At 63.9% G+C, this 25,370-nt stretch carries 20 protein-coding genes; 7 read left to right on the forward strand and 13 right to left on the reverse strand.

The window, feature by feature from the left end:
- Positions 1 to 11: 11 nt before the first annotated feature.
- Positions 12 to 809 (reverse strand): phosphatase PAP2 family protein, encoded by a 798-nt coding sequence (locus IFT80_RS16135; RefSeq protein WP_185794731.1) that lies wholly within the window; start codon positions 807 to 809, stop codon positions 12 to 14.
- A gap of 106 nt (positions 810 to 915) precedes the next feature.
- On the opposite strand from IFT80_RS16135, the gene hslO reads away from it, so the two are divergent.
- Together hslO and IFT80_RS16145 are read left to right on the forward strand one after the other, a co-directional pair.
- A complete protein-coding gene (gene hslO / locus IFT80_RS16140) occupies positions 916 to 1,818 on the forward strand; it encodes an Hsp33 family molecular chaperone HslO (RefSeq protein WP_122479841.1) in 903 nt (300 codons plus the stop codon).
- A gap of 179 nt (positions 1,819 to 1,997) precedes the next feature.
- Positions 1,998 to 3,539, forward strand: coding sequence for a phosphoenolpyruvate carboxykinase (locus IFT80_RS16145; protein ID WP_192137867.1), 1,542 nt, complete (start codon positions 1,998 to 2,000; stop codon positions 3,537 to 3,539).
- 122 nt (positions 3,540 to 3,661) lie between these two features.
- On the opposite strand, the gene IFT80_RS16150 is transcribed toward IFT80_RS16145, so the two are convergent.
- The 5 genes from IFT80_RS16150 to yrfG form a co-directional block, all read right to left on the reverse strand.
- Complete coding sequence (locus tag IFT80_RS16150) at positions 3,662 to 4,153, reverse strand: glycine zipper 2TM domain-containing protein (protein WP_192137868.1); 492 nt, start codon at positions 4,151 to 4,153, stop codon at positions 3,662 to 3,664.
- Between the two features lie 305 nt (positions 4,154 to 4,458).
- Positions 4,459 to 6,795 carry an FdhF/YdeP family oxidoreductase gene (locus tag IFT80_RS16155; protein ID WP_192137869.1) on the reverse strand — a complete coding sequence of 779 codons (2,337 nt, stop codon included), beginning with the start codon at positions 6,793 to 6,795 and terminating at the stop codon, positions 4,459 to 4,461.
- On the reverse strand, positions 6,792 to 7,643 hold the full coding sequence (gene fdhD, locus IFT80_RS16160) for a formate dehydrogenase accessory sulfurtransferase FdhD (RefSeq protein WP_122479837.1): 852 nt from the start codon (positions 7,641 to 7,643) through the stop codon (positions 6,792 to 6,794). Before fdhD ends, IFT80_RS16155 begins: the two co-directional genes overlap by 4 nt.
- Positions 7,644 to 7,737: 94 nt before the next feature.
- On the reverse strand, positions 7,738 to 8,613 hold the full coding sequence (locus tag IFT80_RS16165) for a LysR family transcriptional regulator (protein ID WP_122479836.1): 876 nt from the start codon (positions 8,611 to 8,613) through the stop codon (positions 7,738 to 7,740).
- Positions 8,614 to 8,685: 72 nt separating this feature from the next.
- Positions 8,686 to 9,348: a GMP/IMP nucleotidase gene (gene yrfG / locus IFT80_RS16170; RefSeq protein ID WP_122479835.1), complete on the reverse strand. Its 663-nt coding sequence runs from the start codon at positions 9,346 to 9,348 to the stop codon at positions 8,686 to 8,688.
- A gap of 91 nt (positions 9,349 to 9,439) precedes the next feature.
- On the opposite strand from yrfG, the gene nudE reads away from it, so the two are divergent.
- Positions 9,440 to 10,006 (forward strand): ADP compounds hydrolase NudE, encoded by a 567-nt coding sequence (gene nudE / locus IFT80_RS16175; protein ID WP_192137870.1) that lies wholly within the window; start codon positions 9,440 to 9,442, stop codon positions 10,004 to 10,006.
- Positions 10,003 to 10,842 carry a 3'(2'),5'-bisphosphate nucleotidase CysQ gene (gene cysQ / locus IFT80_RS16180; RefSeq protein ID WP_192137871.1) on the forward strand — a complete coding sequence of 280 codons (840 nt, stop codon included), beginning with the start codon at positions 10,003 to 10,005 and terminating at the stop codon, positions 10,840 to 10,842. The genes nudE and cysQ overlap by 4 nt, the downstream gene beginning before the upstream one ends.
- Before the next feature lie 23 nt (positions 10,843 to 10,865).
- Here cysQ and IFT80_RS16185 read toward each other — a convergent pair whose 3' ends face one another.
- The 5 genes from IFT80_RS16185 to rfbB all read right to left on the reverse strand — a co-directional run bounded on the left by IFT80_RS16185 (position 10,866) and on the right by rfbB (position 16,648).
- Complete coding sequence (locus tag IFT80_RS16185) at positions 10,866 to 12,248, reverse strand: sigma-54-dependent transcriptional regulator (RefSeq protein WP_185794737.1); 1,383 nt, start codon at positions 12,246 to 12,248, stop codon at positions 10,866 to 10,868.
- Entirely contained in the window at positions 12,245 to 14,059 is a 1,815-nt protein-coding gene (locus IFT80_RS16190) for a sensor histidine kinase (protein WP_122479831.1), read from the reverse strand. The genes IFT80_RS16185 and IFT80_RS16190 overlap by 4 nt, the downstream gene beginning before the upstream one ends.
- Positions 14,060 to 14,151: 92 nt before the next feature.
- The gene (gene rfbC / locus IFT80_RS16195; RefSeq protein WP_122479830.1) at positions 14,152 to 14,697 is read right to left on the reverse strand and encodes a dTDP-4-dehydrorhamnose 3,5-epimerase; all 546 of its coding nucleotides are present in this window, start codon (positions 14,695 to 14,697) and stop codon (positions 14,152 to 14,154) included.
- Positions 14,694 to 15,569 (reverse strand): glucose-1-phosphate thymidylyltransferase RfbA, encoded by an 876-nt coding sequence (gene rfbA / locus IFT80_RS16200; RefSeq protein ID WP_122479829.1) that lies wholly within the window; start codon positions 15,567 to 15,569, stop codon positions 14,694 to 14,696. Before rfbA ends, rfbC begins: the two co-directional genes overlap by 4 nt.
- Positions 15,566 to 16,648, reverse strand: coding sequence for a dTDP-glucose 4,6-dehydratase (gene rfbB / locus IFT80_RS16205; RefSeq protein ID WP_192055018.1), 1,083 nt, complete (start codon positions 16,646 to 16,648; stop codon positions 15,566 to 15,568). Before rfbB ends, rfbA begins: the two co-directional genes overlap by 4 nt.
- Positions 16,649 to 16,915: 267 nt before the next feature.
- Between rfbB and IFT80_RS16210 the strand changes: the two genes are divergently transcribed.
- From IFT80_RS16210 to IFT80_RS16220, 3 genes are all read left to right on the forward strand, one after another.
- Entirely contained in the window at positions 16,916 to 19,825 is a 2,910-nt protein-coding gene (locus IFT80_RS16210) for an aminotransferase (RefSeq protein WP_192137872.1), read from the forward strand.
- 88 nt (positions 19,826 to 19,913) lie between these two features.
- Positions 19,914 to 21,020, forward strand: a complete 1,107-nt coding sequence (gene aguA / locus IFT80_RS16215; RefSeq protein ID WP_192137873.1) for an agmatine deiminase — start codon at positions 19,914 to 19,916, stop codon at positions 21,018 to 21,020.
- A 270-nt stretch (positions 21,021 to 21,290) separates the two neighbouring features.
- Positions 21,291 to 22,580 carry an OprD family porin gene (locus IFT80_RS16220; RefSeq protein WP_192137874.1) on the forward strand — a complete coding sequence of 430 codons (1,290 nt, stop codon included), beginning with the start codon at positions 21,291 to 21,293 and terminating at the stop codon, positions 22,578 to 22,580.
- Between the two features lie 73 nt (positions 22,581 to 22,653).
- Here the strand turns inward: IFT80_RS16220 and IFT80_RS16225 are convergent, their stop codons facing one another.
- Entirely contained in the window at positions 22,654 to 23,913 is a 1,260-nt protein-coding gene (locus tag IFT80_RS16225) for a cation:proton antiporter (protein WP_122479824.1), read from the reverse strand.
- Positions 23,914 to 24,015: 102 nt separating this feature from the next.
- Positions 24,016 to 25,185: an MFS transporter gene (locus IFT80_RS16230; RefSeq protein ID WP_192137875.1), complete on the reverse strand. Its 1,170-nt coding sequence runs from the start codon at positions 25,183 to 25,185 to the stop codon at positions 24,016 to 24,018.
- Between the last annotated feature and the right edge of the window lie 185 nt (positions 25,186 to 25,370).

The following is a 25,370-nucleotide window of genomic DNA, read 5'->3' on the forward strand; positions in this document are numbered from 1 at the left end:
CAGACACCGCATCACCTTGCGGCGATACTCAACCGGCCCAGCACCGGCAGCTTCGCCAGCAGCCTGAACAGTGGCTCGGTGGCACGTACGAGCCACTGTGAAGTGTGGGCCGCGAAAGGTGTGTAATACCCCCACCCCAGCGCCCAGACGGCCATCAACACGCCACCAATGTAGTCGTCCTGCCCCCAGTGGGCGCCAGCCACCAGGCGCGGCAGCATGAACACCACGGCCAGGGCCCAGATGCACAGCCACTGCCCGAGCCTGCGGGTACAGACACTCATGAACAGCGCCCAGATCAACAGCACCGAAGCGTGATCGCCGGGAAAACTCTGGCTGGATCGGTCCTTGAGCTCCCAGTGACGTTCCAGGTTCGGGTACCAGTCGCTGAGCAATACCGGGTCGGCCAATACCATGCTCGGGCTGTCATGGTCCCAGCCCATTGCGTGTATCCACTTGGAAAACAGCGCGCGCACCACCACTAAGAGCAACAGCACGGCCATGAAGCCGAAGAAAGCCTGGCGAACCTGATGGGCCTTGAACACCCAATTGCCGCGGATCAGCAGCGCCAGCATGATCACGCCGACCACGATATCGAAAGGGCGCAGACTGCCCAGGGTCCAGGCGTAACGCCAGGCGGCGTTGCTGGCCAAGGGCGCGTTGAGCAGGCGAAACAGCCATTCGTCGAATGCTGTACACAAATGATGGCCAATAGGCCATAACCAGAAGCACAACAGCACGATCGGGATTGTATTGCACAGCAGCAAGCCGCTAACGTTCCACCTGGCTTGGAACAGCGGGGCTTTGTTCATAAGATACCTCTACATCTACAGGGCAGTGAGCGATCAAGCGAACGCTCTGAAGCGGGCTTTATAAAAGCCGCTACACATTTTGTCACCATTCTCAGATACTGGAATTATGCACGATCTTCCTGAAGCCGATTTCACCCAACGCTTTATTTTCGATGACGCCGATGTACGCGGTGAGGCGGTAGCATTGGAGCGCAGCTATGCCGAGGTTCTGGCCAAGCACGACTATCCGTTGCCGGTGCAGTTGCTGCTGGGCGAGTTCATGGCTGCCGCGGCCCTGCTGGTAGGTACGCTCAAGTTCGACGGTTTGCTGATCCTGCAGGCCCGTTCCGAAGGCCCCGTGCCACTGTTGATGATCGAGTGCTCCAGCGAACGCGAGATCCGCGGCCTGGCGCGTTTCCACGCCGAGCAGATCAACGACACCGATGGCCTGCCCGAATTAATGCCTGCCGGAACCCTGGCGATGACCATCGACCCTACCGAAGGCCAGCGCTACCAAGGCATCGTGGAGTTGGAAGGTGCCGACCTGTCGGCAAGTTTCTCGAATTATTTCGCCCTCTCCGAACAGCTCGGCACGCGCTTCTGGCTCAAGGCCGACGGCACCCGTGCCCGTGGCTTGCTGCTGCAGCAATTGCCTGCCGCCGTGATCAAGGACGAGGACGAGCGCGCCGAGAGCTGGACGGCCGCCACCACCCTGGCGGACACCCTCAAGGCCGAAGAACTGTTGGGCCTGGATAACGAAACCGTGCTGTACCGCCTGTATCACGAGCAGGCACTGCGGCTTTTCGATACCCAGCCGATACGGTTTCGCTGCAGCTGTTCCAGGGAGCGTTCGGCACGAGCGCTCGTCAGCCTGGGGCACGACGATGCACGCGAGTTGCTCAAGGAGCATGGCGGTACGGTGGAAATCGACTGCCAGTTCTGCAACCAGCGCTACTTGTTTGACGCCACCGACGTCGATCAGCTCTTCAGTGGTGCTGGTGTCGACGCTCCGTCAGATACCCGTCACTGAAGCGATTTAGTCTCGCTAAATGAAGAAAAACACGCCGGAATAACGCCGTTACCGACCGGAGGACGCTATTCTTTTCGAGCGTTTCTGGCATAATCCGGCCCACTTTTTAGCTGTAGTGGTTGTTGTAAACTTACTACAAAATGTTTGGAACACTCGGCCCAGAGCCGACGGGGAACCTCATGACGCAAGCCAAGAACGCCGTGTACGCCGATCTGACTGTAGACGATCTGGTTAAAGAAGCCCTGAGCCGTGGTGAAGGCGAGCTTGCCGATACCGGTGCTCTGGTAGTGCGTACCGGTCATCGCACCGGTCGTTCGCCAGTCGACCGCTTCATTGTCGAAGAGCCCACCACCCAGGACGCCATCGCCTGGGGCCCGATCAACCGCAAATTCCCGGCCGACAAGTTCGATGCCTTGTGGAATCGTGTCGAAGCCTACCTGGGCGAGCGCGAGCGGTTCGTTTCCCATGTTCATGTAGGGTCCGATCCGGCGCACTACCTGCCGGTCAAGATGACCACCCAGACCGCCTGGCACAACCTGTTCGGACGTTGCCTGTTCATCAACCCCGAGCAGTACAACGGCGGTGGCAAGGACGAATGGCAGGTGCTCAATGCGCCTGAGTTCGAGTGCGTCCCAGAGCGCGACGGCACCAATTCCGACGGTACCGTGATCATCAATTTCGCGGCTCGTAAGGTGCTGATCGCGGGCATGCGCTATGCCGGCGAAATGAAGAAGGCCATGTTCTCGGTGCAGAACTTCCTGCTGCCGGCTGCCGACGTGCTGCCGATGCACTGTGCCGCCAACATGGGCGAAGACGGCGACGTCACTCTTTTCTTTGGCCTGTCGGGCACTGGCAAGACCACGCTTTCGGCCGACGAAAGCCGTTACCTGATCGGTGACGACGAACATGGCTGGGGCGTGGGCGTGGTGTTCAACATCGAAGGTGGTTGCTATGCCAAGTGCATCGACCTGTCCGAGAAGAACGAGCCGGTCATCTGGAAAGCCATTCAACACGGCGCCGTGCTGGAAAACGTCGTGCTCGATGCCGACAAGAAGGCCGACTACGCCGATGACAGCCTGACCCAGAACAGCCGTGCCGCGTACCCTCGCGAGCTGATCGAGAAGCGCGCGCCGAAGAACCTGGGCGGTGAGCCCAATGCCGTGATCTTCCTGACCTGCGACCTGACCGGCGTGCTGCCGCCTGTGTCCATCCTCAGCGAAGAGCAGGCTGCCTATCACTTCCTGTCGGGCTACACCGCACTGGTAGGTTCGACCGAAATGGGCTCGGGCAGCGGCATCAAGTCGACCTTCTCGACCTGCTTCGGCGCACCGTTCTTCCCGCGTCCGGCGGGCGAGTACGCCGAGCTGCTGATCAAGCGTATCCGTGGCTTCGGTTCCAAGGTCTACCTGGTCAATACCGGCTGGACCGGTGGTGGCTACGGCGTTGGCAAGCGCTTCAACATCCCCACCACCCGTGGCGTGATTGCAGCGATCCAGAGCGGCGCCCTGATCGGCACCGAGACCGAGCACCTGGACATCGTCAACCTGGACGTGCCAAAGGTCGTACCGGGCGTCGATACCAACCTGCTCAACCCGCGCAACACCTGGGCAGACCCAGCTGCCTACGACGAAGCGGCCAAAGGCCTGGCTTCGCTGTTCATCGAGAACTTCAAGAAGTTCGAAGTGAGCGATTCGATCAAGGCTGCCGGTCCGCAGTTGTAAGCGTCTGCTGAAATAAAAAACCGCCCCTTGAGGGCGGTTTTTTTATGGCTCCGGGACAGGCGGTAGGTTAAAGGCTTGCAGCTGGAAGCCTTGCCGCCCGCCGCGTTTGCAGGGAGCCTGGCTCAGCGATCGCGCCAGTGCTTGTTGTGGCCGACGTGACGACCGCGGTCGCGATGTTTCGATTTGCCGCGATTGTCGTGGCCGCGATAGCGACGATCGTCACGGTCGTCACGGTCGTCACGGTCGTCGCGGTCGGCCGAGGTACCCATGTAGTTGCCCAATGCGCCGCCTGCGCCGCCACCCGTCGCCGCGCCCACCAGCCCGCCGGTGCTGCCGCCCACGGTGCGGCCCACCACGTTGCCACCTGCAGCGCCCAGCGCGCCACCAATGGCGGCCTGGCCGCGATTGCGCTTGTCTGCGCCCACTGCACTGCCGGCGGCACCACCCAGGCCTGCGCCAATGGTCGAGCCGGTGCTGCCGCCCAGTTGCTGGCCTACCACCGCGCCCAGTACCCCACCCAATGCGCCCCCTACACCGGCTTCGGTGTTGCTGCCTGCAGAAGCAGCGCCTGTCACCAGGCCAAGGGTCAACAAAAGTATCGAGGGAAATTTCATCGATCAGATCTCAGAGGGATGACGGCGCGACTTTGCAATGCGATAGGTCAGCCGGCAAGCACGAGGTGATGGAAAGCACGATGGGTACGCAGTTTCGAGATTCGGAAGTTTCATGGGGAAACTTTGAGCAGAGAGGGTGGTCGCACGTACTTCCGGAGTGGCGTCTTTTTGTCGAGATCGAGATCGAGATCACGATCAAAAGCGACGTGGCTTGCGCCGCTGCTACAGGGCGTCCGATCTACCTGTAGCAGCGGCGCAAGCCGCGTTGGCGGCCCACGCGGTGCGACACGGAGCTGCGCTCGACATCAGGCGATGCGGACGCTTGGGGCAGGCTGCTCCAGGCGGATGGCAACGAACTTCGAGGTAGGCGTGCTGCTGCCTTCGCCCACGCTTTCCAGCGGCACCAGCGGATTGACCTCCGGGTAGTACGCTGCGGCCTGACCGGCTGGAATGTCGAACGCCAGCAGTGTGAAGCCCTTCACGCGCCGTTCGCGGCCGTCCTCCCAGATCGACACCAGATCGGCTTTCTGCCCTGGACGGAAGCCCAGGCGAATGATGTCGGCTTCATTGGCGAACAGGACGTCACGCTGGCCACGCACGCCGCGATAGCGGTCGTCCAGGCCGTAGATGGTGGTGTTGTACTGGTCGTGGGAACGCATCGACTGCATGATCAGGTCCGGTATCTGGCCGGTGGCGCGTACGCGTTCGTCGATCAGGTCCAGCGGCAGGCGGTTGGGCTTGAAATTGGCCCGTCCGCTGGGGGTGTTCCAGCGGCGCGCACCGGCGCTGTTGCCCAGGTAGAAACCGCCCGGATGCTTGAGCCGTTCGTTGAAGTCCTTGAAGCCGGGCAGGGTGTCGGCGATCAGATCGCGAATGCGATCGTAATCGCCGATCAGCCAGTTCCAGTCCACCGGCTGCGTACCGAGCGTGGCGGCGGCGATGCCGGCAACGATGGCTGGCTCCGAGCGCATGTGCTTCGACAGCGGCTGCAGTTGGCCATTGGAGGCGTGCACCATGCTGAATGAATCTTCCACGGTGACCGCTTGTGGGCCCTCGCTCTGTTGATCGATGTCGGTGCGACCCAGGCAGGGCAGAATCAGTGCCTGCTTGCCGTGCATCAGGTGGCTGCGGTTGAGCTTGGTGCTGATCTGCACCGTGAGCTCGCAGTTGCGCAGCGCCTGCGCCGTGCGCGGGCTGTCCGGCGTGGCCTGGGCGAAGTTGCCGCCCAGGGCGATGAAGACCTTGGCCCTGCCTTCGGCCATCGCATGAATGGCTTCCACCACGTTATGGCCGTTGGTGCGCGGCACATTGAAGCCGAAGCGTTTTTCCAGGGCGTCGAGAAGGAACGCCGGTGGGCGCTCGTTGATGCCCATGGTGCGGTCGCCCTGCACGTTGCTGTGACCCCGCACCGGACACAGGCCGGCACCGGGACGACCGATGTTGCCGCGCAGCAGCATCAGGTTGGAGATTTCCTGAATGGTCGGTACCGAGTGGCGATGCTGGGTGATGCCCATGGCCCAGCACATGATCACGTTCTTGCCCTTGAGGTACATGCGCGCGGCAAGTTCGATGTCCTCCAGCGGCAGGCCGGATTGCTCGACGATGTGCGCCCATGGCGTGTCATCGATCGCGGCCAGGTATTCCAGCACGGTGGCGGTGTGTTCGTTGAGGAAGTCGTGGTCGAACACCGACGGCGCATTGTTGGCCTGGGCCTCGCGTTCCCATTGCAGCAGGAACTTGGCCATGCCGCGCATCATCGCCATGTCGCCGCCCAGTGCCGGACGGAAGTAGGCGGTGTTGGTCGGACGGTCACCGTTGGTGAGCATCTCGATCGGATGCTGGGGGTGCTGGAAGCGCTCCAGGCCGCGCTCCTTGAGCGGGTTGATGCAGACCACCTGGGCGCCGCGCTGGACCGCTTCGCGCAGGGGTTCGAGCATGCGCGGATGGTTGGTGCCAGGGTTCTGCCCCCAGACGAAGATGGCGTCGGCGTGTTCGAAATCGTCGAACGTCACTGTGCCCTTGCCCACCCCGATGCTCTGCGACAATGCAACGCCGCTGGCTTCGTGGCACATGTTCGAACAATCGGGGAAGTTGTTGGTGCCGAACGCCCGCACGAACAGCTGATACAGGTAGGCCGCTTCGTTGCTGGCCCGGCCCGAGGTGTAGAACTCGGCCTGGTCGGGGCTTTCGAGGTTGAGCAAATGCTTGGCGACCAGCGCGTACGCATCGTCCCAGGCAATCGGCACGTAGCGGTCGCTGGCAGGGTCGTAGACCATCGGCTCGGTGAGACGGCCCTGATACTCGAGCCAGTAGTCACTCTGCTCGAGCAGGGAAGTGACGCTGTGCTTGGCGAAGAAGGCCGGGTCGACACGCCGCTTGGTCGCCTCCCAGTTCACCGCCTTGGCGCCGTTTTCGCAGAACTTCACCATGCCGCTTTCCGGCGAATCGCCCCAGGCACAACCGGGGCAGTCGAAGCCGCCATTCTGGTTGGTCTTGAGCAGGGTGCGGATGTTCTTCAGCGCGTTGTCGCTGCTCAGCCAGAACTGCGTCACGCTGATCAGTGCGCCCCAGCCACCCGCTGCACCTTTGTAGGGCTTGTAGCGAGGAACAGGGGTCTTGTCGGCTTGATTGTGAATGCTCACGCTTGATTCTCCAACGCAGGGCTATAGACCCGCGGCGCGCTGTGCTGCGGCAGGTGAATGAGGTTCAGGTTATGCCGGCGTGCCCATTGCAGGGCCAGGCCGGTGGGCGACGACAGGCTGACCAGGGTCTGGATGCCGGCGCGCAGTACTTTCTGGATGAGTTCGAGGCTGCAACGGCTGGTGACGATGGCCAGGCCGCCGGTGCTGTCGATGTTCTGCCGCACCAGGGCGCCGATCACCTTGTCGAGCGCGTTGTGCCGGCCTATGTCTTCACGGCCCAGCAGCAGGGTGCCTTGGGCGTCCATGAACAGCGCCGCATGCACCGCGCCGCTGCGTTGCCCCAGGGGCTGGAAGGCGCCGATGCGCTGGCGCAGGCCCTCGAGCCACTGCACCGGCGGCAAGTCGGCGCCGGCCAGCACGGCCAGTTCAGGCAGTGCCTGCTCCACGGCTTCGACCCCGCACAGCCCGCAACCGCTGCTGCCGGCCAATTGCCGACGCTGGGTCTTGAGGTTCCAGAAGGCGCGGTTGGCGATCTGTACCTCGGCGTGGCGTGCCGACCCAGTGCCGCTGAGCTTGATGTCGTAGATTTCATTGGCATCGGCCACGATGCCGCTGCCGATGCTGAAGCCGGTGACGAAGTCTTCGAGATCGGTGGGCGTGACCAGCATCACCGCCTGGCTGATGCCGTTGTAGGCGATCGCCAGCGCCACTTCTTCGGCCAGCGGCGTACTGCCGGGCTCGTCCAGGCTCAAGCTGCAATAACTGTAGGTCTGGCTGGCGATGGGGTTGGCGAGGGGTGCAACCGAGGAAGAAACGGGCACCGCGCTGGCCGGGTGCTTGGCGTTCATGGGAATGGACCGGCAGTGAATTCAGCCTTTAGCCTAGGCGCAGGACGAGCCAGCGTCTAATTGCTATTGCCGATGCGACGATAGACCGCATTGATCATGGCGCGTCATACAGCTTAAAGCAGGCTTCGGCCAGTGCCGAACGCGGCGCCGCGCGGCGCATGATCAACCCCAGCGGCGCCAGCGTGTGGGCGTCGGCGATGGGTTGCAGGCGCAAGTGCTCGGTCAGCCCTTCCAGCCCGCCGGCCAGGGGCATGATGGCGCAGCACAGGCCACCGTGTACGGCCTGGATCAACTGGTGAACCGCGTCGGTCTGCAGCAAGGGCTGCGGCGCCAGCCCGCGGGAGTGGAAATTGTGGTCGATGGACTGACGAAAATGCATGCCGGTGGTGAGCATGCCCAGCGGCAACTCGATGAGCGCCTCCCAACTCAGGGCCTGCTCGCCGAAATCATAGTGGCGTTGATCGAACAACAGGCCCATGCGGGTTTCTCCCAGCGCCCTCGATTCGAAGCGCTCCTGATCGAGCCGCTCCAGAAACGATACCCCCAGGTCGATGCGGTTACTTGCCAGTTGCTCGAGGATCTGTTCGGAACTCAGCGAGCTGAGCTCGAAGCGAAGGTTGGGATGCTCACCGTGCAGGGTGTGCAGCAGTGGCACTGGGTCGAAGCTGGACAGCGGCACCACCCCCAAGCGCAAAGTGCCTACCAGATGCCCGCGACAGGCCGCGGCTTCCGCCTGCAGGCCGTCGTAGGCGGCCAGCACGGTACGCGCCCAGGCCAGCACGCGCTCGCCTGGGGCAGTGAAGCCCTCAAAGCGCTGGCCGCGCTTCACCAGGGGCAACTCGAGCTCTTCTTCGAGGTTGCGCAGGCGCATCGACAGGGTCGGCTGGGTGATGTGGCAACGCGCTGCGGCCTGGCCGAAATGACGGGTTTCATCCAACGCGATAAGGAATTTGAGTTGCTTGATGTCCATGCTCGCTCCTGGGTAGGCGATGCGCAGTATAGCGGCACGCGCTGGCGGTGGGGCGGTGGGCAGCAGGGTGGGTCACAGACCTGCGATGAGCTCGCGGTAATCACCCACCGCCTCGAATTCTTCGGTGTCCTTGGCGCCCTTGCGGCTGTCCGGCTCGCACACCGCGAGCAGATGCTTGACCCCGTAGGCCTGGGCGCTGCGCAGCACCGGCAGGGTATCGTCGATGAACAGGCTGCGCGCCGGGTCGAAGCCGATGTCGGCCTGCAGGGCGTCCCAGAACTGCGCGTTTTCCTTGGGGTAGCCGTAGTCGTGGGAACTGATCAGCCGTTCGAAATACGGCGCCAGCTCGATGCGCTCCAGCTTCAGCGACAGCGAGTCGCGGTGGGCGTTGGTGATCATGATCACCCGCTTGCCGGCGCGCTGAATCGCTGCCAGAAACGTGTCGGCGTCGGGGCGCAGGGCGATCAGGTCGGCCGTCTCCAGTTTCAGCTCGCGTACCGGGATGTTCAGTTCGCGGGTCCAGAAATCCAGGCAGTACCAGTTCAGCTTTCCGGCGTTGTCGGTGAACAGCGGTTGCAGCTCCAGCTGTGCCATGGCCAGGCTCACCCCGTGCAGTTGGGCATAGCGCTGCGGCAGATGTTCGAGCCAGAAATGGTTGTCGTAATGCAGGTCGAGCAAGGTGCCATCCATGTCCAGCAGGACGGTATCGATGGTGCTCCAGGCGAGGCGTGGCATAGCGAAGATTCTCGGGCAGTGGTGGATCAAGGGTGGCCTGCCGCAGGCCAAGCCACGGTATAGTAACCCGTTCACGTCCAGGAGCTGCCCGATGCGCCAGAAACCCGATGTCCTTGCCCGCGAAATCGTCGCCAGTAGTCGCCTGTTCCGTGTCGAAGAAGTGCAATTGCGCTTCTCCAATGGTGTCGAGCGTACCTACGAGCGTCTGGTGGGGCGCGGCAATGGCTATGGCGCGGTGATGATCGTGGCGATGGCCGATGCCGAGCATGCGCTGCTGGTCGAAGAGTATTGCGGGGGCACCGACGCCTATGAGCTGTCGCTGCCCAAGGGTTTGATCGAGCCGGGCGAAGACGTGCTGGCTGCAGCCGATCGCGAGCTCAAGGAAGAAGCCGGATTCGGCGCCCGGCAGCTCGAGCACCTGACCGAGCTGTCGTTGTCGCCCGGCTACATGAGCCAGAAAATCCAGGTGGTTCTGGCGCAAGGGCTGTACGAGGAGCAGCTCGAGGGCGACGAGCCGGAGCCGATGCGGGTCGAGCGGGTGAACCTGCGCGAGCTGGCCAGCCTGGCCCAGCACCCGCAGTTCTCCGAAGGCCGCGCACTGGCCGCCTTGTACCTGGCGCGCGACCTGCTGATCCAGCGTGGAGTGTTCAGCCTGTGAGCGATCTCGAACGTCTGTTGCCAGAAGTGGTGGCGCTGGCCCATCGGGCTGGCGCGGCGATCCTGCCGTTCTGGCGGGCCGATGTGCAGGTCATGGCCAAGGCCGACCAGTCGCCGGTCACTGCAGCCGACCTCGCCGCGCATCATGTCATCGTCGATGGATTGAAGGCGTTGGCACCGGATATCCCGATCCTGTCCGAAGAAGATGCGGACATCGCGCTGCACGTGCGCGAACGATGGACCCGCTGGTGGCTGGTCGATCCACTGGACGGCACCAAGGAGTTCATCAACGGCAGCGAGGAATTCACCGTCAACATCGCCTTGATCGAGCAGGGTCAGGTGCTGTTCGGTGTGGTCACCGTGCCAACCACGGGCAGCGCCTACTATGGCGGGGCGGGGCTCGGCGCCTGGCACGCCGTGGGCGAGCAGCCGGCGCAATCGATCAGCGTGCGCCGCACGCCTGCGCCAGGCAGCGCGTTCAAGGTGGTTGCCAGCCGCCGCCATTCCAGCCCCGGGCAGGAGCACCTGCTCGCCGGGTTGAGCGCCGTGGTGGGCGCCCTGGATCTGGTCAGTGTCGGCAGCTCGCTGAAGTTCTGCCTGTTGGCCGAAGGCGCCGCCGATTGCTATCCGCGCCTGGCGCCAACCTCGCAATGGGACACCGCTGCCGCCCAGGGTGTGCTCGAAGGTGCTGGCGGCGAAGTGCTGCAGATCGACGGGCAGCCGTTCGTCTATCCTGCCCGCCAGTCGTTGCTCAACCCGTCGTTCCTGGCGCTGCCCAGGGAGGTGCCATGGCGTCAGGCGCTGGTGACGCTGGCGCAGGCCGCGTGCGAGCACTAGGCAGTCGCTGCAGAGCCTTGGATTCACTCGTGTTCGTCGCCCCCGCCAAAGCTCAGGCCATGCTTGCGCAGCTTGTCGTGCAAGGTCTTGCGTGGAATGCCCAGGGCCTCGGCCAGGCTGCGCACGGAGGTGTGCGAGCGGCTCATCTCGGCCGCGATCAAGGCGCGTTCGAAATGCTCGACCTGTTCGCTGAGCCCGCCGGCGACCGTCCGCGCCATGTCCACGGGGCCGGGCTCGCCGTTGTCCAGGGCCAGTTCGAGGCCCAGGGCGAAGCGCTCGGCAGCGTTCTGCAGCTCGCGCACATTGCCCGGCCAGCTGTGCCGCAACAACAATGCACGCTGGGCCGCCGACAGCTCGTTGGCCAGTACCCCGTGGCGCTCGGCGGCAGCGTCGGCGTAGTACTGGAACAACGACAGCACGTCTTCGCCACGCTCGCGCAACGGCGGAATGCGTAGCGAGGCGACATTGAGGCGGTAATACAGGTCGGCGCGGAAGCGTCCCTGGTCGGCGGCCTGACGCAGGTCTTCCTTGGTGGCGGCAATCACCCGGATGTCCAGGCGGATCTGCTGGTTGCCACCCAGGCGCTCGACCACGCGCTCCTGCAGCAGGCGCAGCAGCTTGACCTGTACGTCCAGGCTCATGCTTTCGATTTCGTCGAGAAACAAGGTGCCGCCGTTGGCGAACTCGAACTTGCCGATGCGGCGTTTCTGCGCGCCGGTGAAGGCACCGGGTTCATGGCCGAACAGCTCGCTTTCCACCACCGATTCGGCGAGGGCACCGGCGTTGATCGCCACGAAGGGACCGCCGCGACGGCTGGACAGGTCGTGCAGAGCGCGCGCCACCACTTCCTTGCCGGCGCCGGTTTCGCCCAGAATCAGCACGTCGGCCTTGGTTCCGGCCAGGGCGCCGATCTGTTCGCGCAAACGCGCCATCGGCGCCGACTGGCCCACCAGGCGTGTGCTCAGCTGCTGGCGATCGCTCAGGGCCATGCGCAGGCTGCGGTTGTCCAGCACCAGCCGGCGCACGGCCAGGCCGCGACGCACGCTGTCGAGCAGCGCATCGCTGGCGAATGGTTTTTCGAGGAAATCGTAGGCGCCGGCGCGCATGGCCTGCACGGCCAATGGGACGTCGCCGTGCCCGGTGATCAGCAGAACCGGCAGTTCGGTGTCCCGCGCATGCAATTGTTCGAGCAACTGCAGGCCGTCGATGCCCGGCATGCGGATGTCGCTGACCACGACACCCGGCCAGTCGCGCTCGATGCGCGCGGACAGGCCCTGGGCGTCGGCCAGGGCCAGCACTTTCAGCCCGGCCAGGTCCAGGGTCTGGCTCAAGGCCTGGCGCAGGTGGGGATCGTCGTCGATCAGCACGACCTGGATCTTGCTGTCGATGGCGCTGTCGCTGGTCATGCCGATGGGTCCTCTGGAGCTTGCAGGCTGACCCCGGGCTCTCCGGCGCGCAAGCGCAGGATCAGCAGGGCACCGCCTTGGGGATGATTGGACAGCAGCAGTTCGCCGCCCAGCGCGCGCATCAGCGTATCGCAGATCGCCAGGCCCAGGCCAAGTCCCTGCGTGCGTGTCTTGGTGGTGAAAAAGGGTTCGCGGGCGCGGGCCATGGCCTCGCTGGTGAAGCCTGGGCCGTTGTCGCGGATGCGCAGCTCGACGCCGTCGGCCGTTTGTTCGGCGCTCAGCCACAGGCACCGCGGGTTGGCCTTTTCGGTCAAGGCATCCAGGGCATTGGCCAGCAGGTTGCCCAGCACCTGGCGCAGTCGGGTTTCACCGGCCTGCACCCAGAGCGGCGCATCGGGCAGGTCGCGGATGAGCTCGACGGCCATGGCCCGGCGGCGCTTGGCGAGCAGGGCCAGGGCATCGTCGAGGGCTGGCTGCAGGGCAACACTTTCCAGGGCGTGACGGTCGCGTCGGGCGAAGGCGCGCAGGTGGGCGATGATCGAGGCCATGCGCCCGGTCAGTTCGCTGATCAGCTTGAGATTGCCTCGTGCATCCTCGATGCGCTCGTGGTCGAGCAGCACTTCGGTGTTCTCGGCGTAGCTGCGAATGGCCGCCAGGGGCTGATTGAGCTCGTGGCTGATGCTGGCCGACATGGTGCCCAGCGCCGACAGCTTGCCCGCCTGCACCAGTTCGTCCTGGGCACGCACCAGTTCCTGCTGGGCCTGCTCGCGTTCGAGCACTTCCTGGCGCAGCTTGCTGTTGAGCCCTTCGAGCGCACTGGTGCGTTCCACCACCCGGGTTTCCAGTTCGTGCCGGGTACGCCCTTCGAACTCGATGCGCTCGAGGTAGTGGCGGCGGCGCTGCATCATCAGGCCGAGCAGCAGCATCAATGCCAGGAGCAAGGCTCCGCCCACGGCGACGACGGTGCGCACCGGTCGATCGAGCAAGGTTTTGGGGGCGAGGATGCTGACGTTCCAGCCGGTTTCGGCGATGGTGCGCGTTTGCGTGAGCCAGGCGTCGGGGTCCAGGTTCAGCGGCTGTGGATCGCGGGTGGGGTAGGGCAGGATCGAGACGATGGCCTGGCGCTCGCTGTCGCTGAGCGGGCGCGTGGCACGGAAGCGCCATTCAGGGCGCGAGGTCAGGATGACCACGCCGTTGTGGTCAGTGAGCAGCAGCTGTTCAGGCGTCTTGCCCCACAGGGTTTCGGTGTGGTCGAGGTCGACCTTCACCACCAGAACGCCAATGACCTTGTCCTGGTCATGCACGGCGGCGGCAAAGAAGTAGCCGCGCTTGGCCGAGGTCGTGCCGAGCCCGAAGAAGCGCCCCAGGCGCCCGGCCACGGCATCGCTGTAATAGGGGCGGAAGGCGAAATTGCGGCCGACGAAACTGTCGCGCTGTTCCCAGTTGGAGGCGGCCAGGGTATTGCCGTCGGCGTCCAGCAGGTACATGACTTCGGCGCCGGTCTGTTCGCGGATGTCCTTGAGCAGGTGGTTGGCGTCGAGGATCGCCTGGGCATCGCGGGGAGCGGCCAGCAAGGCGCGCAGCGCCGGCAGGTCACCGAGGATCTGCGGCAGGGTTTCGTAGCGGTGCAGGGTGCCCAGAAGGTTGGCGACGTAGAGGTCCAGCGTCTGCCGATTCTGGCTGACCAGCTCGCTTTTGTAATAGCGCTCGGCCAAATGCTCCAGTGGCCACAACAGTGGCGCCAGGCACAGGGCCAGGATTGCCAGGCTGCGCCAGCGGGGTCTGCGAGTGATGAAAGGTCTGGAGGTCATAGGACAACACGCCGGAATTGACCGGCGTATTATGCGCCACGTAAACGCCGCGAAGCACGGTCGACATGCATCGCGACGTTACCGCAGGCCGATCACGGGAACACGTCGGCCTCTTCCAGGCGCTTGCCGGCCAGGTCCTTGGCCGACAGCGACGGGGCTGCGTCCAGCTGCCAGTCGATTGCCAACTGCTCGTCATCCCAGGCAATGCTGCGCTCGGACGACGGGTCGTAGTAATCGGTGGTCTTGTAGAGGAACTCGGCGTACTCGCTCTGCACCACGAAACCGTGGGCGAAGCCTGGCGGAATCCACAGCTGACGGCTGTTCTGCGCGGACAGCTCGACCGCCACCCACTTGCCGAAGTTCGGCGAGCTGCGGCGGATGTCCACCGCCACGTCGAGCACTTGCCCGGTGACCACGCGAACCAGCTTGCCCTGGGCATGCTGCACCTGATAGTGCAGCCCGCGCAGCACGCCGCGGGCGGAGCGTGAATGGTTGTCCTGGACGAACGGCAGCGTCACGCCGGTGGCCTCCTGGAAGGCCTTGGCATTGAAGCTTTCGTAGAAGAAGCCGCGCTCGTCACCGAAAACCTTCGGCTCGATGATCAACACATCGGGCAGGTCGGTAGCGATCACTTTCATCGGGTTTCTCCGGCCAGCGAGTACAGGTACTGACCATAGCCGGTCTTGCCGAAGTACTTGGCGCGTACCAGCAGCTGTTCGCGGTCGATCCAGTGGTTCTGGTAGGCGATCTCTTCCAGGCAAGCCACTTTCAGGCCCTGACGGTGTTCGATGGTCTGCACGTATTGCGAGGCATCGAGCAGGCTGTCGTGGGTACCGGTGTCGAGCCAGGCAAAGCCGCGGCCGAAGCGTTCCACGCGCAGGTCGCCGCGTTCCAGGTAGGCATTGTTGACGTCGGTGATTTCCAGCTCGCCACGGGGCGAAGGCTGGACATCCTTGGCGATGCGCACCACGTCGTTGTCGTAGAAATACAGGCCGGTGACCGCATAGCTGGACTTGGGCTCGGTCGGCTTCTCTTCGATGGACAGTGCACGCCCGTCCTGGTCGAACTCGACCACGCCGAAACGCTCCGGATCCTTGACCCAGTAACCGAACACGGTGGCGCCGGTCGGGTGCGCCGAGGCACGCTTGAGCTGGTCGCTGAAGTGCTGGCCGTGGAAGATGTTGTCGCCCAGGATCAGGCACACCGGGTCTTCGCCGATGAATTCCTCACCGATCAGGAACGCCTGGGCCAGGCCGTCCGGCGCTGGCTGTTCGGCGAACTGGATGTTGATCCCGAACTGGCTGCCGTCGCCGAGCAACTGGCGGTATTGCGGCAGGTCCTGAGGGGTGGAGATCAGCAGGATCTCGCGGATGCCGGCCAGCATCAGTACCGAGATCGGGTAGTAGATCATCGGCTTGTCGTAGATGGGCAGCAGTTGCTTGGAAACACCCAGGGTAATGGGGTGCAGGCGGGTGCCGGAGCCCCCGGCCAGAACGATACCTTTCATCATGCGATCAAATCCTTAGGTTCGGTGAAGCCCAGGCGTTCACCTTGATAACTGCCGTCCTGTACGCGACGGCACCATTGAAGATTGTCCAGATACCACTGCACGGTCTTGCGCAGGCCGGTCTGGAAGGTTTCCTGCGGCACCCAGCCCAGTTCGCGCTCGATCTTGCTGGCGTCGATGGCATAGCGCACATCGTGGCCCGGGCGGTCCTTGACGAAGGTGATCAGGTCGGCATAGTGCGCCACGCCGTCCGGACGCTGTGGCGCCAGTTCGTCGAGCAGGCCGCAGATGCTGCGCACCACGTCGATGTTCTTCTGCTCGTTGTGGCCGCCGATGTTGTAGGTCTCGCCGACCACGCCTTCGGTGACGACCTTGAACAGGGCGCGGGCATGGTCTTCGACGTACAGCCAGTCACGCACTTGCATGCCATTGCCGTACACGGGCAGTGGCTTGCCGGCCAGGGCATTGAGAATCACCAGCGGAATGAGTTTTTCCGGGAAGTGATACGGGCCGTAGTTGTTCGAGCAGTTGGTGATCAGCACCGGCAGCCCGTAGGTACGCTGCCAGGCACGCACCAGGTGGTCGGAGGCTGCCTTGCTGGCCGAGTACGGCGAGCTTGGCGCGTACGGTGTGGTTTCGGTGAACAGGTCGTCCACGCCGTGCAGGTCGCCGTAGACCTCGTCGGTGGAAATATGGTGGAAGCGGAAGGCTTCGCGTTCGGCCGTCGGCAGGTGCTGCCAGTAGCCACGGGTGGCTTCGAGCAAGGCGTAGGTACCGACCACGTTGGTCTGGATGAACTCGCCCGGCCCGTCGATGGAGCGGTCGACGTGGGATTCGGCCGCCAGGTGCATGATCGCGTGGGGCTGGAAGCGCGCCAGCACGGCGCTGACCGCGGCCTGGTCGGCAATGTCGGCCTGGACGAATTCGTAACGGCTGTCGCTGGCGATTTCAGCCAGTGATTCGAGGTTGCCGGCGTAGGTCAGCTTGTCGAGGTTGAGTACTTCGTGCTCGGTGTTGGCGATCAGGTGACGCACCAGTGCCGAGCCAATGAAACCGGCGCCGCCGGTGATGAGAATGCGCATGTCGAAAGCCTTCTTCCTGAGCTGACAATGATTCGTTGCAGCCTAGCTTGTGTGGATGGGCGCGGCGGTGCAAGCCCGGTTTGTCAAACGAATGTGCAACGGTGTTCCGCGCCAGGCCTGTTCATGGACGATACAGGCCTGGCGCGACGTGGTTCAACGGCAGCCTGGCTGCGCGATCGTGTCGCGAGCGGTAGCGTTGCCGACGGTGGAAATCCTGCGCGGCGAACCGCTACAGTACTTGCAAATCAGCCCATCGAGGTTTCATTCATGCCGCTCGACACGCTCGTGCATCGCGCCAGTCGTCCCAACCCCGTGGTGAGTATCGAACAGGCGCAGGCATTGTTGTTCGAGCATTACGGCCTGCAAGGTCAACTGCACAGCCTGGGCAGCCAGCAAGACCTCAACTTTCGCGTGGAAAGCGCCCAGCATCGCTGGGTGCTGAAGTTCTGTCACGATGACGCCCCCCAGGCACTCGCGGCCCAGCATGCCGCGATGCGCCATCTGGCTGGCCACGGCCTTGCAGTACCACAGGCACTGGCTGCCCTCGACGGTCGCGACACCCTCGGCGTACACCTGGGCCAGCAGCGCCTGCAGATGCGCGTTTTGAGCTATCTGGACGGTCAGCCGTTGACACGCCTCAAGCATCTGGGGCCGGTTGCCATCGCGCGCATTGGTCAGTTGTGCGGCGAGGTAGACCGCGCCTTGCTCGACTTTCAACACCCTGGCCTTGCGCGCACGCTGCAATGGGACCCGCGACATGCGCATAAGTTGCTTGATCATCTGTTGCCGGCGCTCGACGACCCCGGGCAGCGCGGCCGTGTGGTCGAAATGGCGTTCCAGGCGCAGCGTCGACTGGGTGCGGTCAGTGCCGATCTGCCGCTGCAGGCGGTGCATCTGGACATCACCGATGACAACAGTGTCTGGCAGCGCGATGCCGACCTGCGCTGGCAGCTCACGGGCCTGATCGACTTCGGTGATCTGGTGCACACCTGGCGGGTGGCGGACCTGGCGGCGACCTGCGCTGCGCTGCTGCATCATGGCCATGGCGATCCGTTCGCGGTGTTGCCGGCAGTGGCAGCCTATCATCGGGTCAATCCGCTCGATGCAGCGGAGTTGCGTGCGTTGTGGCCATTGGTGGTGCTGCGGGCCGCGGTGCTGGTGTCGAGCAGCGCCCGGCAGTTGAGCGTGGCACCGGACAACGACTACATCCGGGCGAATGTCGAACATGAGTGGGAAATCTTCGACATAGCTACCGCAGAACCATTCGAATTGATGGAAGCGGCAATTTTCAGCAGTGTGGGCCAGAGCATACCTGAATCAGGCGGAGATGGCATATTGCCTTTGTTTGCCCACGTGACGCATTCGACAGTTTGTCGAGTGGACTTGAGCGTACTCAGCGAGCATTTCGCGGACGGCAATTGGGAGCAAGCGAATATCGACGAACGGCTGCTGAGCGATGCCGCAGCGGGCAGCGGCTGGGCCTGTACGGGGTATGGTGAGTATCGCCTCTCGCGTACCCGCATCGATACCTGCGCGGCGTCGGCGACCTGCGCGCTGCACGTGCAGGTTCAGGCGCCGCCGGGCACCAAGCTGCAGGCGCCCTGGGCTGGCACGCTGAAGCGGTTGGCAGATGCCAGCGTGGTGCTCGAAGGTCCTTCCGTGAGCCTGCACCTGTGGGGGCTCGACTGCCCAAGCCCGGCGGGGACCGTGCTGGCTGCGGGCGCACCGTTGGGCAAGGTCGACGGTTCGCTGCTGGTGCAGTTGTGCCGCAGCCCTGATGTGAGCCCGCCACTGTTCTGCACGCCGGCGCGGGCGGCGGCCTGGCAGTCCCTGTGCCCGTCGCCGGCAAGGGTGCTCGGCATGGATTGCGACGCGCCGCTACCGCCCGACGCAGGTCTGCTGCTGCAGCGGCGCGACGCCAGTTTCGCTCGCTCGCAGAAGCATTATTACCAGGCGCCGCCGCAGATCGAGCGCGGCTGGCGCAACCATCTGATCGACATGCACGGCCAGTCGTACCTGGACATGCTCAACAACGTCGCGGTGCTCGGCCATGGACACCCGCGCATGGCCCAGGTGGCGGCGCGGCAATGGTCACTGCTCAATACCAACTCACGCTTTCACTATGCAGCAATCGCCGAGTTTTCCGAGCGCCTGCTGGCGCTCGCGCCGCCAGGTTTCGATCGGGTGTTTCTGGTCAACAGCGGCACCGAGGCCAACGATCTGGCGATCCGCCTGGCCTGGGCAGCCAGCGGCGGGCGCGACATGCTCAGCATGCTCGAGGCCTACCATGGCTGGTCGGTGGCCACCGATGCCATTTCCACCTCCATCGCCGACAACCCGCAGGCGTTGAGCACGCGACCGGACTGGGTCCATCCGGTCATGGCGGCCAACAGCTACCGTGGCACTTTCCGTGGTCCCGACTGCACCGCAGGCTACGTCCGCAGTGTCGACGACACCTTGCGTCAGCTGGATGAGCAGGGCCGCCAGCTGGCCGGTTTCATCTGCGAGCCGGTGTACGGCAACGCCGGCGGCATAGCCTTGCCCGAGGGCTATCTGCAGCAGGTCTATGACCGCGTTCGCGCGCGGGGCGGGCTGTGCATCGCCGACGAAGTGCAAGTTGGCTATGGGCGCCTGGGCGAGTATTTCTGGGGGTTCGAACAGCAAGGCGTGGTGCCGGACATCATCACCATGGCCAAGGGCATGGGCAATGGTCACCCGCTGGGCGCGGTGATTACCCGCCGCGAGGTAGCCGAGGCACTGGAAGCCGAGGGGTATTTCTTCTCATCGTCCGGTGGCAGCCCGGTCAGTTGCCGCATTGGCCTGGCGGTGCTCGATGTGATGGCCGAAGAGGGGCTGTGGGAGAACGCGAAGGTGGTTGGCGGGCATTTCAAGGCACGCTTGCAAGGGTTGCTCGACCAGCATCCGCTGGTGGGCGCCGTGCACGGGTCCGGGTTCTATCTGGGCCTGGAGCTGGTGCGCGATCGCCATAGCCTGGCGCCGGCGACGCAGGAGACGGCGCTGCTGTGCGAGCGGCTGCGCGAGCTGGGCATCTTCATGCAGCCTACCGGTGACCACCTGAACATCCTCAAGATCAAGCCGCCGATGGTGACCACCCGACAGAGCGTGGATTTCTTCGTCGATTGCGTGGCGCAGGTGCTTGACGAAATCCAGGGCTGAAAGACAGGCCCGGGCGCGTTTCACGATCCGCTCGACAACCTGTAGAGTGCGCCCATACCTTTTTCATGGACCACCGGAGCCCTGACCCATGACCACGCTCGACAGTACCCCTCGCGCCGACGGTTTCCACATGCCGGCCGAATGGGCGCCCCATACCCAGACCTGGATGCTGTGGCCCGAGCGCCCGGACAACTGGCGCCTGGGCGGCAAGCCGGTGCAGGCGGCGCATGTCGCCCTGGCCAAGGCCATCGCGCGTTTCGAGCCGGTCACGGTCGGGGTGTCTGCAGGGCAGTACGACAACGCGCGCGCGCGCCTGGACGTGCCGAACATTCGCGTGGTCGAAATGAGCAGCGACGATGCCTGGATGCGTGATACCGGGCCGACCTTCGTGATCGACGAAAGCGGCCAGGTGCGCGGTGTGGACTGGGCGTTCAATGCGTGGGGCGGCTTTGACGGTGGCCTCTATGCGCCCTGGAACCGCGACGAGCAGGTGGCAAGCAAGGTGCTGGGCATGGAGCGCTGCCAGGGTTACCACACGCAAGGTTTCGTGCTCGAAGGCGGCTCGATTCACGTGGACGGCGAAGGCACGCTGATCACCACCGAGGAATGCCTGCTCAACCGCAATCGCAACCCGCACCTGAACCGCGAGCAGATCGAGCGAATCCTGTCCGATCATCTGGCAGTGGACACGATCATCTGGCTGCCCGACGGCCTGTTCAACGACGAGACCGACGGACACGTCGACAACTTCTGCTGCTACGTGCGTCCCGGTGAAGTGCTGCTGGCCTGGACCGACGACGCCAGTGACCCGAACTATGCCCGTTGCCAGGCTGCCCTGCAGGTGCTGGAAAGCAGTGTCGATGCCAAGGGCCGGGCGCTGGTGGTGCACAAGATGCCGATCCCGGGGCCCCTGTATGCCACCCAGCAGGAGTGCGATGGCGTCGATCTGGTTGCCGGCAGCCAGGAGCGTCACCCGTCCGTGCGCCTGGCCGGATCCTACGTTAACTTCCTGATCGTCAACGGCGGCATCATCGCGCCCAGCTTTGACGACCCCCTCGACAGCCAGGCGCAGGCCCTGTTGCAGCAGCTGTTTCCGGAGCACGAAGTGGTGATGGTGCCGGGCCGTGAATTGCTGCTCGGTGGCGGCAACATCCATTGCCTGACCCAGCAGCAGCCGGCGCCCGTGCGCGGCTGAGGCGGGCTGACCAGCCTTTGAAGCCCGACCTGATGTCGGGCTTTTTTGTGGGCGTTATGCCGCAAAGCGACCTGCTTATAGCGATAAAGTTTCACGAAATTTTGACTTTCGCATCCTCCCATCGCTAGGATCCGACCCCGCGCACTGGCCCGCATAGACCCTGCCCCGCCCCTCCGAATGCCTGTTGCAGAGCGTTGCGCTGGCAATGCGGACGGCGGGAAACGAGCGGGTGGCCGTGTCGCGTCCTCACTGGTGATTAGGGAAAACAAGATGTTGAACAAGAAACTGGCTGTCCTCGCGCTGGGCGTGATGGCGGCGACCCAGGCCATGGCCAGCGAACAGGCCGATAGCAAGGGCTTCGTCGAAGACAGCCACCTCGACGTACTGCTGCGCAATGCCTACATCAGTCGTGACTACAAGCATGGCGGGCAGGACAAGGCCGAGTGGGGCCAGGGTGTGATCGCCAAGTTCAATTCCGGTTTCACCCAGGGCACGGTCGGCGTCGGCGTCGATGCATTCGGCCTGTATGCGCTGCGCCTGGACGGCGGCACCGGTCGCGCCGGTGCCGGCGGTATCGACTTTTTCAAGCGTGGCGGTACTTCGGACGATCCGAGCAGTGCGCCCCACGATCTGGCCCGCGCCGGCGCAGCGGTGAAAGTGCGCATCTCCAATACCGTGATCAAGTACGGCGACCAGATGCCGGCACTGCCGGTGCTCAATTTCGACGATTCGCGCCTGTTGCCGGAAAGCTTCACCGGCACCCTGATCACCTCCAAGGAAATCAATGGCCTGGTGCTCAACGCCGGCCGCTTCACCCAGGAAGCGCGCAAGAGCGCCGAAGCCCGCGACAGCGGTGGCCTGAAGAAGATCGACGTGTACGGCGGCAGCTATCAGTTCAGCGACAGCCTGACCGGCGCCTTGTATGCCTCGGATGTCGAAGACCGGCTGAAGAAGCAGTACGTCAACCTCAACTACGTGCTGGCCCTGCCGAGCGAACAGTCGCTGACGTTTGATTTCAACGGCTACCGCTCGCACCTGGACAAGGACTACGCCAGCACGCTGGGCACTGGCCAGGACAACAAGATCTGGAGCCTGGCCGCGACCTGGGCCTTCGGTCCGCACTCGCTGACCCTGGCACACCAGCGCAGCACGGGCGATACCGGCTACAACTACGGTTTCTATCAGAACGCCGGTGGCGTGGGCGACGGTGGCTCGACCATTTTCCTGGCCAACTCGTACTGGTCGGACTTCAACGCCGAAGACGAAGTCTCCTGGCAGTTGGGCTACGGCATCGACTTCCGCACGTTCGGCGTGCCCGGCCTGACCTACAAGGTGGCCTACGTGCGTGGCGACAACATCCGCACCCCGACGGGCGATGGCCAGGAACGCGAGATCTTCAACCAGGTCCAGTACGTGGTGCAGAACGGCCCGGCCAAGGACCTGACCCTGCGTCTGCGCGGCTCGTGGTTGCGCACCTCGGACAACGTCCGTGCTTCGGGCTATAACGACGACGGCAACGAAGTACGCGCTTTCGTCGAGTACCCGATCAACATCTTCTGATGGCGACCCGGTTGTGATGGTGTAAATGAAAAACCCCGCGAGAGCGGGGTTTTTCGTATGCGAACGGTGCCGATCAATGCTCGCGCACGGCCTGCGTATCCGGCTCGCGGGTCACGGCCTTGACCAGTTTGCCGATGCTCAGGCCCTGCAACAGGATCGAGGACAGCACGACGATGTAGGTGATGCTCAACAGCAGGTCGCGTTCCGGTCCGATCGGCAGGGCCAGGGCCAGGGCGACCGAGACGCCGCCGCGCAGGCCACCCCAGGTAAGCACGCGAATGGTGCCACGCGGGACGCTGCGAAAGCGTCGCAGCAGCAGAATCGCCGGGGCCACCGTGAGCAACCGCGAGAGCAGGATCGCCACGGCCAGCAGGGAGGCTGCGAACAGGTGCAGCCAGGAGAACGGCAGCAGCAACAGCTCCAGGCCGATCAAGGCGAACAGCAGCGCATTGAGGATGTCGTCGAGCAACTCCCAGAAGCCGTCCATATAGCGCCGGGTCATGTCGTTCATTGCCAGGTTGCGCCCCAGATTGCCGATGATCAGCCCGGCCACCACCATTGCGATCGGCGCCGACACATGCAGCTCGTAGGCCATGGCCGAGCCACCGATCACCAGCGCCAGGGTCAGCATGACCTCGACCTGGTACTGCTCGATGCTCTTGATCATGCGGTAGACGATGTAGCCGATCAGGCCGCCGAACAGTGCGCCCCCCACGGCTTCATGCAGGAACAGCATGGCCGTTGCGCCCGCCGTCGGTGTTTCGCCCAGTTGAGCGATACCCAGCAGCACGGTGAACACCACCACCGCCGTGCCATCGTTGAACAGCGATTCGCCGACAATGGTGGTTTTCAACGGCTTGGAGGCGTTGGCCGTGCGCAGCACGCCCAGCACCGCGATCGGGTCGGTAGGTGAAATCAGGGCGCCGAACAGCAAGCAGTACAGGAAGCTGACGTGCCAGCCGAACAGGCCGAAGATCCAGAAGGCCAGGGCGCCGATGACGAAGGTGGCGATCAGCACGCCGAAAGTGGCCAGCAGACCGATCGGCCAGCGGTAGTTGCGCAGGTCGGCGAGGTTCACGTGCAGGGCGCCGGCGAACAGCAGGAAGGACAGCATCCAGTTCATCAGCAGATCGCCGAAGTCGATCTGGTTCATCAATGCTTCGACGCGTTCTTCCAGGCCCGGGTAGCCGATGAAACTCAAGCCTTGCAGGATCAGCGAGAACAGCAGAGCGGTCACCATCACACCGATGGTAGGGGGCAGGCCGATGAAGCGGAAATTCACATAGGTCAGCAGTGTGGTGAGGCAGATGAATGTGGCAACTAGCTCGAGCATCCGGGCTCCTTTTGTCAAATGATGAAGATTTATCGATAGATGAGGTCTATCAAACGCTGCAGTGTTGTTGGATGTTGCCGTGCGCCCGAACGGCACACCCGTTCATCCCGCCGCGTTGAGTGCCGCCGTCGGCCTGCGCTGCCAATAGATGAACACCACGGCGAGCATCAGGGTGCCGATGCCGGTTATGGCGCCGGTCCATGGCAAATCCACCAGTGGTGCACCACTGGCGACAACCAGGCCGCCGACCCAGGCGCCGGCGGCGTTGCCCAGGTTGAAGGCGCTCTGGTTGAGGGTCGAGCCCAGGTTCGGCGCCTCGTGTGCCTGGTCGATGATCAGCAATTGAAGGATCGGGCACAGCGCGAAGGCGAACACGCCCCACGCCAGCAATGTCAGCGCGGCCGGGATCAATGAGCCGCTGGTCTGGGTGAACAGGGCCAGGATCAACACCACCGCAATGGCCATGCCCACCAGCGAGGGCAGCAGGCGCGAGTCGGCCAGACGGCCACCGAGCATGCTGCCGATGGTCAGGCCGACGCCGAACAGCAGCAGCATCACGGTGATGCCGTGGGCGCTGACGCCGGTAACGTCCTGCAGGATCGGTGCAATGTAGGTGAACACACTGAACAGGCTGCAGGAGGCCATCGCGCTCATGGCCAGGGGCAGCAACACGTTGGGCTTGCGCAGCACGCGGAACTCGCGGGCCAGGTTGCCGCGTTCCATGGGAATGGCCTTGGGCAGCCAGACGATCTGCGCCAGCAGGGCAATGATGCCGATCACCGAGACGGCCCAGAACGTGGAGCGCCAGCCGGCGAACTGGCCCAACGCCGTGCCCAGCGGTACCCCCAGCACGTTGGCCAGGGTCAGTCCGGTGAACATCAGGGCGATGGCCTGGGCGCGCTTGTTCGGCGCCACCAGGCCTGCGGCCACTACCGAGCCGATTCCGAAGAACGCTCCATGGCACAGGGCCGTGATGATTCGGGCGCCCATCAGCGTGGCGTAATTGGGCGCCAGCGCGCACAGCACGTTGCCAAGGATGAACATCAAGGTCATGCCCAGCAAGGTAGCCTTGCGCGGCAGGTTGGCGGTGAGCACCGCCAGCACCGGCGCGCCGAAGACCACGCCCAGGGCGTAGCCGGTGATCAGCAAGCCCGCATCCGGGATGCTGACGAACAGGTCCTGCGCCACATCGGTGAGCAGGCCCATGATGACGAATTCGGTGGTGCCGATGCCGAATGCGGCGACGGCCAATGCAAACAATGCAAGTGGCATGCGGATGTTCTCGAGTAGGAGGGTGAGTTGCCCGACAAAGGCATGCGCCAGCCTCCGCATGAACTGCAGAGAACACGATTTATTGGAATAGGAGCGCAAAAGGATGCAGCAATACAGCGGCGCGTATTATAGGGAGTGCCGCAAAGGCGGCCAAATTGATAATTGCAATGGAACTCTGCGCGGGC

It is taken from the genome of Pseudomonas sp. CFBP 8771 (assembly GCF_014841695.1).
GTDB classification, from domain to species: Bacteria; Pseudomonadota; Gammaproteobacteria; order Pseudomonadales; family Pseudomonadaceae; genus Aquipseudomonas; species Aquipseudomonas baltica.